This is a genomic window from Frankia sp. CgMI4, assembly GCF_001756285.1.
Classification (GTDB): domain Bacteria; phylum Actinomycetota; class Actinomycetes; order Frankiales; family Frankiaceae; genus Frankia; species Frankia casuarinae.
The window spans coordinates 1-9,706 of the sequence record NZ_MAQZ01000128.1; the positions used below are offsets into that span (position 1 = coordinate 1).

Annotated in this window: 9 protein-coding genes and 1 pseudogene; 3 read left to right on the top strand and 7 right to left on the bottom strand. The window is 69.9% G+C overall.

The features are described from left to right. Nucleotides 1-239 precede the first annotated feature (239 nt). Nucleotides 240-1,085, top strand: coding sequence for an IS5 family transposase (locus Manayef4_RS21875; protein ID WP_070133246.1), 846 nt, complete (start codon nt 240-242; stop codon nt 1,083-1,085). A gap of 29 nt (nt 1,086-1,114) precedes the next feature. Continuing rightward, entirely contained in the window at nt 1,115-1,831 is a 717-nt protein-coding gene (locus tag Manayef4_RS21880; protein ID WP_256388631.1) for a transposase family protein, read from the top strand. Between the two features lie 524 nt (nt 1,832-2,355). Here Manayef4_RS21880 and queF read toward each other — a convergent pair. The 7 genes and pseudogenes from queF to rsmI all read right to left on the bottom strand — a co-directional run bounded on the left by queF (nt 2,356) and on the right by rsmI (nt 7,446). Beyond that, nucleotides 2,356-2,685, bottom strand: a complete 330-nt coding sequence (queF, locus tag Manayef4_RS21885; RefSeq protein ID WP_085949899.1) for a preQ(1) synthase — start codon at nt 2,683-2,685, stop codon at nt 2,356-2,358. A 119-nt stretch (nt 2,686-2,804) separates the two neighbouring features. After that, a complete protein-coding gene (locus tag Manayef4_RS21890) occupies nt 2,805-3,671 on the bottom strand; it encodes a hypothetical protein (protein ID WP_070133236.1) in 867 nt (288 codons plus the stop codon). Further along, nucleotides 3,668-4,042 carry a 6-carboxytetrahydropterin synthase QueD gene (gene queD, locus Manayef4_RS21895; RefSeq protein WP_011437762.1) on the bottom strand — a complete coding sequence of 125 codons (375 nt, stop codon included), beginning with the start codon at nt 4,040-4,042 and terminating at the stop codon, nt 3,668-3,670. The genes Manayef4_RS21890 and queD overlap by 4 nt, the downstream gene beginning before the upstream one ends. Then, on the bottom strand, nt 4,042-4,632 hold the full coding sequence (gene queE, locus Manayef4_RS21900; protein WP_254665797.1) for a 7-carboxy-7-deazaguanine synthase: 591 nt from the start codon (nt 4,630-4,632) through the stop codon (nt 4,042-4,044). The genes queD and queE overlap by 1 nt, the downstream gene beginning before the upstream one ends. 58 nt (nt 4,633-4,690) lie before the next feature. Beyond that, nucleotides 4,691-5,392, bottom strand: a pseudogene (gene queC, locus Manayef4_RS21905) (7-cyano-7-deazaguanine synthase QueC); the annotation flags it as partial. A 2-nt stretch (nt 5,393-5,394) separates the two neighbouring features. Then, nucleotides 5,395-6,531, bottom strand: a complete 1,137-nt coding sequence (locus tag Manayef4_RS21910) for a tRNA-guanine transglycosylase (RefSeq protein WP_070133240.1) — start codon at nt 6,529-6,531, stop codon at nt 5,395-5,397. Between the two features lie 36 nt (nt 6,532-6,567). Next, on the bottom strand, nt 6,568-7,446 hold the full coding sequence (rsmI, locus tag Manayef4_RS21915; protein WP_175443450.1) for a 16S rRNA (cytidine(1402)-2'-O)-methyltransferase: 879 nt from the start codon (nt 7,444-7,446) through the stop codon (nt 6,568-6,570). 960 nt (nt 7,447-8,406) lie between these two features. Here rsmI and Manayef4_RS21920 point away from each other — a divergent pair. Then, a complete protein-coding gene (locus Manayef4_RS21920) occupies nt 8,407-9,630 on the top strand; it encodes a radical SAM protein (RefSeq protein ID WP_175443451.1) in 1,224 nt (407 codons plus the stop codon). Nucleotides 9,631-9,706 lie beyond the last annotated feature (76 nt).

The following is a 9,706-nucleotide window of genomic DNA, read 5'->3' on the forward strand; positions in this document are numbered from 1 at the left end:
GTGTCTTTGGTGAGAAACCAGGATCAACAGGAGGCCGCTTCACGTCACGGCGACACGCCGGCCCACCCCAAACCACCAGCGACTATCACACAGAGTGACACCCGAAGGTTAAACGACAAGCTGAGAAGGTGTTTGAGAATGCCCGCTGGTGACGGTGTGTGATCTTCCGGGGTGCGCGATGGGGGTGCACTCGTCGGATCATGGCCGGGTGGGGGTGGCTGGGGGCTGACGGTGGACGGATGGCGCATGCTCACCGTCATCGGTATCCGTCGGATCTGTCGGACTCGCAGTGGGCTCTGGTCGGGCCGTTGCTCCCGCCGCCGGCGGCGGTGTGCCGGCCGGAGAAGCATGATCGGCGTGATCTGGTGGACGCGATCCTGTATGTGGTGCGCTCGGGGTGTGCGTGGCGGGCGTTGCCGTCGGACTATCCGCCGTGGCAGACCGTGTACTACTACTTCGCCCTCTGGCACGATCTGGGTGTCACCGAACGTGTTCACGACGTGCTGCGGGAGCAGGCCCGCCGGGCGGAAGGACGCGATGTCGAACCGTCGGCGGGGATCATCGATTCCCAGTCGGTGAAGGGCGCCGACACCGTGCCCGCCTCCTCCCGCGGCTACGACGCCGGCAAGAAGGTCAACGGTCGTAAGCGGTTCATCGCTGTGGACACGATGGGACTGCTGCTGGCCGTGCTCGTGGTCCCGGCCARCACCCATGACACCGCCAGTGGCCGGCAGCTCCTCCTCGACAGTTTCTTCGCCGGCCGGCGGCTACGGCTCGTATTCGCCGACGCCGGGTTCGCGGGTGTCTTCATGGACTGGGCCGCCCGGATCCTGACCCTCACCCTGCAGGTGGTGCGCAAACCCGCCGGGCAGAAGGGCTTCTCCGTCCTGCCACGTCGCTGGGTCGTCGAACGAACGTGGTCGTGGATCACCGGCTACCGCCGGCACGCCCGCGACTACGAACGCCGCCCCGACCACGCCGAATCCCTCATCCGCTGGGCCATGATCGCCACCATGGTCCGCCGCATCGACCGGCGCACCCCCGCCCAGCGGCCCGGACCCCGACCGCTACAGAGAATCATCTAAACGACGATCTCAAACACCTTCTGACGGCGCTGCTCGCCGACGACCGCGAACGCCACGGGAACTGGCGCAAGGTCCCGGCCCGTGACCAGGCACTTCTTGCCTTGGCCCACCTGCGCAACGGAGACACCTACACCCGCCTCGTCGAGGGATTCCAGGTCGGGGTGGCCACTGTGTGCCGCTACGTCCACGAGGCCGTCGCGCTGCTCGCCGGCCGTGGCCGGACCCTGCTCGCCGCCGTCTGGGCCTTCGCCTGGTGCCGGAGCAACTTCCTCATCCTCGACGGCACCGTCATCCGCATCAACCGGATCCGCGCCCACAACAGGCTCTACTACTCCGGCAAACACAAACACCACGGCGTCAACCTCCAGGGCCTGATGGACCCCTACRGCCGGATGATCTGGATCTCCGACGGACTGCCCGGATCCACCCACGACATCACCGCCGCGAGGTCCCACAACATCCTCCACCTGATCAACCAGGCGGAGACGATCTACCTTTACGCCRACAAGGGCTACGTCGGCGGCGAGAGCGAACAACTCCTCACCCCCCGCAAGAAACCCCAGAACGCCGAACTACCCGACGCCGACAAGGAGAAGAACCGCAGCCTCTCGGCCACCCGCGCTGTCGGCGAACGAGGATTCGCCGTCCTCAAGAACTGGCATGTCCTCGACCGGTACCGCGGCTGCCCCCGCCGCGTCGGCACAATTTCCCAAGCCATCCTCGTCCTGACGCACGAAGGAATTTAGGAGAACCGAGGATGGAAAACGCTCATGGCACAGCGGCTCCTTTGGAAGAAGGCGGCGGGGATTGCCTTCGGCCCGGCGTCGGCCCGACGAAAGGCAGTTCTGAGCCAACTCCGACGGGCTGGCTTTTTCCCTGACAGGTGTGGCGAAGCCGCTGACATGCCACTTTTCTCTGGCCGTATGGGTCGGCACGGATTCTGACGGAAGACTGGTTTATCAGCTGACGTGTGGGGGTGTCAGCGACGAGGGGAAGATGTTCATCCGGGCGCCGTTCCGGCCATGTGGCTCAGAAGGAGAAGCCGCTGGCGATCGTGGCGTCTCCCACGCCGCGATGCCGACGGCGGTCCGCACCCCCGGGCAGTGACCCTGAGTCCGGAGGCGAAAACGCGGCAGCCGTCGACCAGGGTGACCGCGCTCCGCGCGGGAGGCACTCCGGGCAGGAGCGCCGTCCGACGAACACGGTGCGTGCCGTCGTAGGGGCGCTGGTGAGCTCGGCCGAGGTCCAGGACCGTCCGGCAGGGGCGGGGTCAGGCCTCGCGACGGTAGGTGCTGGAGGCCGCCAGCGCGATGCCGCCCCGGGCGTTGAAGTTCACGGTGACGGTGAGCTGCACCGGAGCGAGCGCGGCCACCAGATCGTCACGTATCAGGGTGGCCAGGTGTTCGTGGAAGATCCCTTCCTCCCGGAAGGTCTCCAGGTAGAGCTTGAGGCTCTTGGTCTCCAGACCACGCCCGCCCGGCCGGTAGTCGATGCGGATCGTCGCCCAGTCCGGCTGGCCGGTGATCGGGCACCGGCAGGTGAACTCCCGGCAGTCGATCCTGATCTCCTGCGAGGTGTCGTCGATCGGGAACGTCTCCAGGGACCGGTCGGCCTTCGCCTCCGGGTTGCCCAGCTTCGTCAGGGCCACTGCCGCATCACCGACGCTCCCTCTCCCGTTCCMGCACACCGGCACCGCTGACGAGCATAACCCGCCGATCCTCAGCCCTGGTGCGCCCGGGTCGGGAGCGCCTCGGGCGACGACATGTCCTGCGGCGACCGGCCGAGGACGACCAGCTCCTCGGTGCTCAGCCGCACCCGGTCCACCGACCAGCCGCGCCGGTCGGCCAGCCGCTCCAGCTCCTCCTGCATCGGCGGCGCGAAGACGGCCGGCCGCCCGTTCATCGCCCGGGTGGGGAAGGAGACGGCGACGTGCCGGGCGTCGACGGTCTCGACCAGCCGCAGGCCGCTGCCCCGCCGACGGTCCTCCAGGCAGTGGTAGGTCTTCAGCAGCAGTGCCAGATCGGCCCGCGGTGGGGGACCCTGGGCCACCACGTCGTGGTGGACCACCCAGCCCTGCGGATGCACCATGGCGAGGAAGGCGTTGCCGATCTCGACGAAGTCGGCGTTGAGGTCGTAGCCCGTGTACGTGGCGTCACAGGTCTCCAGCAGCCAGGGGACGGTGAGGACGTTCAACGCACAGGCGATGTCGACAACGGTGTCCGGGGCGGGCAGGATCGACAGCAGCGCGGGGTAGAAGTCGTCCAGGTCGRCAAGGCGCTCGGCGGTGGAGACGTGCCGGGCCAGCACGGCCCGGCAGCCGGCCTTCAGGGCCTGCGGATCGCCGGTCGGCAACCGTGCCACCTCGCGGCGCAGCACCGCTGTCCGCCCGCTCAGCAGGTGCAGGGCGGCGACCCGGTGCAGCCGCACCCGGGCCCGGTGCTCGACCGGGCCGGTTCCCCCGGCGCTCGCCTCCTGCTCCACGACATGGGCGATGGTCTCGGGGTGCACGCCCCGGTACTTGGCCGAACGGGCGATCCGGGCGGCGGCCGCCGCCACGGCCTCCTGGTCGGCGCCCGGCGGGGTCACGCCGGTGTCCGGTCCGGCTCGTCACCTCGGTAGATGCACCCCGACGTGCAGGTCTCGCGGACGGTGACCGCGCTCAGCGGGAGCTCGCCGGCCAGCCGGTCCCAGATCCACCGGGCGAGGTTCTCGCTGGTCGGGTTGTCCAGGCCCGGCACCTCGTTGAGGTAGCGGTGGTCCAGCTGGTCGTGCAGCGGAGCGAACGCCGCCCGGAGGTCGGCGAAGTCCATCACCCATCCAGCCCGGGGGTCGACCGGGCCGACCACCTGGATCGCGATCCGGAAGGAATGCCCGTGCAGCCGGGCGCACTTGTGACCCTCCGGCACCTCCGGCAGGCGGTGCGCGGCCTCGAAGGTGAACTCGCGGAAGATCTCCATCAGCGGATCCCCAGGATCTTGTGGGTCTGAATGCTGAGCCTCCAGCGTGGGTGGGCCAGGCAGTAGTCGAGCGCCGCCCGGGTGTTGGCCTCCCGGTGCGGCCCGTCCATCGGCTGCAGCAGGTGATGGCCGAACTCCAGGCCGGCGAACAGCTCCGGTCCGGCGCCGGGCTGCGGGAAGACCAGTTTCAGCTCGTCACCGGTGGTCAGCCGCAGCGGCGCCCCCGCCTTGGGGGACACGCACACCCAGTCCAGCCCGGCCGGCGCCGGGCAGGTGCCGTTGGTCTCGACGGCCACTTCGAAACCTCGTGTGTGCAGGGCGGACACGGCCGGGGTGTCGAGCTRCAACAACGGCTCACCGCCGGTGCAGACCACGTAGGGCAGTGCCCCGGGGGCATCGGACGGCCACCGCGCGGCCACGGCGTCGGCCAGGTCGTCCGGGGTGTCGAACACGCCGCCGTCGGGGCCGTCGGTACCCACGAAGTCGGTGTCGCAGAACTGGCACACCGCCCGGTGACGGTCGCGTTCCCGCCCGGTCCACAGGTTGCACAGGGCGAACCGGCAGAACACCGCCGGGCGGCCGGACCGCACGCCCTCCCCCTGCAGCGTGTAGAAGATCTCCTTGATCCGATAAACCRTGYCAGCCCCCCGCCGGGTYAGGGACTCCCACCTCGGTGAAACCACGCTCCCGCAGCGAGCAGGAGTCGCACCGCCCACAGGGCCGGCCGTCCGGCCCCGGGTCGTAGCAGCTGTGCGTCAGCCCGTAGTCAACCCCGAGCGAGAGACCAAGGCGAATCGTGTCCGCCTTGCTCAGGTGCATCAGCGGGGCATGGACCGACAGGGTGCGCTCACCCGACACGGTGGCCTTCGTCGCCAGGTTGGCCATCGCCTGGTAGGCGGCCAGGTACTCGGGACGGCAGTCCGGGTAGCCGCTGTAGTCGACCGAACTCGCGCCGATGAACACGTCCCAGGCACCCGCGGTCTCGGCCAGGGCCAGCCCGAAGGACAGGAAGATCGTGTTCCGGGCCGGGACATAGGTGACCGGGATCTCCTCCGCCGTTCCGGCCGCCGGGACGGCGATGGTCGGGTCGGTCRGCGCCGACCCGCCGAAGACCCCCAGGTCGATGTCGACCACCACATGCCGGACCACCCCGAGCGCGGAGGCCACCCGCCGGGCCGCGGCGAGTTCGACCTCGTGCCGCTGGCCGTAGCGGAAGCTCAACGCGTGGCAGGCGAATCCCTGCTGGTTGGCGATGGYGAGCACGGTTGCCGAGTCCAGCCCCCCGCTCAACAGCACCACCGCGGCGGGTCGGGGGTCCGTCCCTCCGACCGCGCCCCGGGTCGGGTTCACCGTCACGTGTCGTCGTCCCCAATCTCGGCCGGGCCGGCTGCCAGYGCGCGCCCGCCCGCCCGCAGCTGCTCGATAAGTCGAGTGTAGAAGCGCAGGTTGTGCAGCGTGGCCAGCCGGTCGGCCTGCCCGTCCCTGACCCGGAAGAGATGGTGCAGGTACGACCGGCCGTACCGGGTGCAGGTGGGGCAGTCGCAGGTGGGACAGATCGGCTCGTCGATGCGATGGTTGCGTTCGTCCAGGATGTGGACGTTCTGGTAGAACGACCCGTCGGCGGCCAGCGGGGCGTTGTTGAAGGCGTACAGGCGACCATGCCGTGCGTCCCGGGTGGGAATGGTGCAGTCGAACACCCACCGGCGATCGATCTGGCACAGCGCCACGAGATGCTCGGGTTTGCCCACCCCGAGCGCGAAGAGCGGGGCCTCGGGCGGCGTGGACGCCGAGAGCAGGGCGAACATCTCCCGTTCGAGCACGCCGTTGCCGTCCAGGGGCCAGCCGCCGAAGCCGAACCCCTGCGCGCCCGCCTCCACCAGGGCTTCCACGCAGCGCTTGCGCTGGTCGGGATCCGCACCGCCCTGCACCACACCGACCAGCAGCGGCGGGTTCTCCAGCCGGCGCTGCCGACACTGGAGATCGAAGGCGGTACGGGTGTCGCGGAACCAGCGGATCGTGCGGTCGACCGAGGCCACCACCTCGGCCGGCGAGTCCTCCGGACCCGTGCAGTCGTCGAGCGCGATGACGACGCCCGAGCCCAGCCCGAACTGCCACTCGATCACCCGCTGCGGGGTGAGCTCGACCTTCGTGCCGTCGGCAGGATTGCGGAAGACCACCCCGCCGGGGCGGATCGCGCTGTGCTGCCCCTGCCGCCGCAGCAGGGACAGCACCTGGAACCCGCCCGAGTCGGTGACCACCACGCCGTCCCAGGCCATGAAGCGACGCAACCCGCCGACCCGCTTCACCGGCCTGACACCGGGCCGCTGGGCAAGATGGAAGGCGTTGCACATCACCGCCTCGATCCCGACCTCGCGCAGGTCACGGGGATCCGTGCTGCGCACCGCCGCCCGGGTGCCATCCGGCAGGAACGTCGGTAGCTCGACCGTCCCGTGCGGCGTCGCCAGCACGGGAGCCGGCACAACAGGCATGACGGGCGGACTCATCCTCGGCATCTCAGAACCAGTCTAGTCGGCCGGTCCACCCGCGGGCGGGCAGGTACCGGACCGGACCCGGCCCTCGGCCTCCCCGACCAGTGCGTACACCTGGTTGCGCGGCAGGCCGGTGACCTCACGGACCACCTCGCGGGCCAGCCGGGCACCCGCTCCGTGCCGCAGCATCGCCTCGGCGACGCGGTCGGCCAGCTCCGTCTCCCCGGCGGCGGCCCGYGTCCCCGCCCCCTCCACGACCACCGTGAACTGCCCGCGGACCGGCTGCTCCCCGGCCAGCACGGCACGGACCTCGTCGAGCGTCCCCCGGATGAACTGCTCGTCCGGCTTGGTCAGGTTGCGTGCCAGCGCCGCCCGCCGCTCACCCAGCACGGCGGTCAGGTCGGCCAGGCACTCGGTCATCCGGTGTGGCGCCTCGAACAGCACCAGGGAGGCGTCGAGACCGCGCACCTGCTCCAGGGCCGCCCGGCGGGCGGCCGGTCGGCGGGGCAGGAACCCGAGGAAGTGGAACCGGTGTACCGGCAGGCCGGATCCGACGAGCGCGGTGACCGGCGCGCTGGCCCCCGGCAGCGGGCGGACCGGGATCCCTGCCTCGATGGCCGCGGCGACCAGGCGGTAGCCGGGGTCGTTGACCAGCGGGGTGCCCGCGTCCGACATCACGGCGACGTCCGCGCCCTCCTGCAGCAGCGACAGCAGTTGGGGACCCCGCTCCTGCTCGTTGTGGTCGTGGTAGCTSAGCAACCGGGGCGACGTCCMGAGCGGCTGCAACAGGCGCCGCGCGTTGCGGGTGTCCTCCGCCGCGACCACCGGGACCTGCCGCAGCACGTCGACGGCTCGGGCGGTGATGTCGCCGGGGTCCCCGATGGGCACCGGGACCAGATAGAGCGTGCCCGGCACGGTGGCACTCCTCTCCGGCCCGACTCCGCTTTTCTCCGGCCCGACTCCGCTTTCCGGCCCGACTCCGCCGCCGACGCGGCGGCGCCGCGTTCCTGCGTCGGCCATCCTAGGAGCGCCCTGCGGATCCTGCCCTGCCGGGGTTGCCCGGGACGGGGCGTGCACCTCGAGCACCACACCGCCGCGCGACGCGGGTCACCCGCGACGCCCGCACGACCAGGCCGGGCCGGGCGTCAGGACCGCGGCGGTCGTCTCCCATGACCGCCGGTGTGACCGCCCCCACAGGCCGCTCCCGCCCGTAGCGCCGCCCGCCCCGGAGGGGCCGGATGACAGAAAGACGACAGCACGACGGGGGACGGCAGCCTCACAGGTAAGGGACGTGACGTTCCGTGAGATGGCTTCCCGAGCCCGGGCCGGCGACCGGCCCCACACCGCACTCACGCTCCGTCACGACATGATCGGCCCCGTCCGCCGCGCGGGTCACACCGGGATCGCCGCCGCCCGGCGCCGACCCCGCCGCCCCACAACCCCGCCCCGTCCCACCMCTGACCGCGAAGACCCGACCTGACCAGCGCAAACAATGGCACGGGCAACCCGCGGCCCGACCGGCGGCGCCGACACGGGGAGTTCCCCGTCGTTTCCTGAAGCGGATCGGCGCCTCAGTACCTCCGCGTACGACCCGTGCCTGATCCCGGACAACCATGCCCTCCACAGGACCCCGGCAACGCAGAACTGGTTGCTACGCCAGTCACAGTTCCACCTCAACGTCACCCGCCGTCGTCGCGGATGAAGCCGGTGAGCCACAGTTGACCAATCTCGCCATGTTGTCCTACAGTGACGCAATCGTTGCCGGGAGACAACCCTGCTCTCCACCGACAGTTCCCGACGGCGTTCCCGCACTTGTCGAGATCGCTCGTTCGCGGCCGAATCCGCCCAGGTAAAAGCAATGGGTTTGGGGGAATTTTGGAACAGGTCTATCCGCATACCGGGGTGTGCTACACCTACGGGAACCACGAGCGCGTGTACCTGATCTACACCTATGCCTGCAACGCGACCTGCGCACATTGCCTGGTCCAATCGAGTCCACATCGCCGGGAGAGGTTCGACCTGGCCACCGCGATAGAAATCCTGCGGACGGCAGCCAGGTTCGGTCGCAGGTTCCTCGACCTGGGCGGCGGCGAGATCATGCTTCATCCGGAGGACACCTGTGCGCTCGCCCGCGCCGCCACGGATCTCGGGTACTACGTCTCCCTCAACACGAACGGCTTCTGGGCCCRCACCCCCGAACGCGCCCGTACGCTCGTGAGCCGTCTCCAGYAGGCCGGGGTCCAGGCGATCTTCCCGAGTGCGAGCGCCTTTCACCTGCCGTTCGTGCCGGTCGAGCGGCTGCGCCACCTCCGCCGGRCCTGCGCCGACCTCGGCATGGTGCACGAGCTGAGCTGGGTGGCCTCCCACCTGCCCGACGTGGACGCCCAGCTGCTGGACGACCTGGACCTGGGCGGTGAGACGGTCTACCMCAACAGCCTGACCACCGAGGGCAACGACCCGGAAGTCATGGCGGCTCTCACCAGGCACTACAGCCGGTTCACGCCGGACCGGCTCCCCGACTGTGGAAGTCTGCAACTGGGCGTCAACCCGCGCGGGCATGTGATAGCCACCTGCGAGATGACCAATCTCAACGAGAAGTTCCGCGGCACCGCACTGTTCATCGGAGATTTCACCCGGACGCCGTTCGAGCAGCTCCTGGAAGCCGAACGGGACACGGCCGTGCTGCAGTTCCTCTATCATAACCCGCCGGCCGCGCTGCACGATCTGCTGCTCGCCGATCCGCAGGAAGGCGGGGGATACCGGCACCGGTATGCGGATCGCACCTATCACAGCGTCACGGACTACCTCGCCGACCTGCTGCGCGACGAGAACGTGCCGGCCGCGGAGCGCGCCATCGCCCGCGCGTCCGATACCCGCGCGTCCCATGCCAGCGCGTCCCATGCCAGCACAGCGGTTCCCGGCAGGTTCCACCCGGTGATCTCCCGCGCGTCCCCACGTCTAGACCCCGCCGGGAACCGCCGRCCCGCCGGTAATCCGCGATCCGATTCAACGCCTGGTCGAGAGGAATTCATCGATGGCGGAGAAAACGCTAACCTCCAGCTCTTTTCGTCTCCGTGTGGACCTCCTGGCTCCCCGTAGCTGTTCAGCTCGGGTGGTAGGCGGTGCGCTTGGCGCTTATCGGCGTCAGGGCAGGCGGAGCGCCCCGTGCGCGATG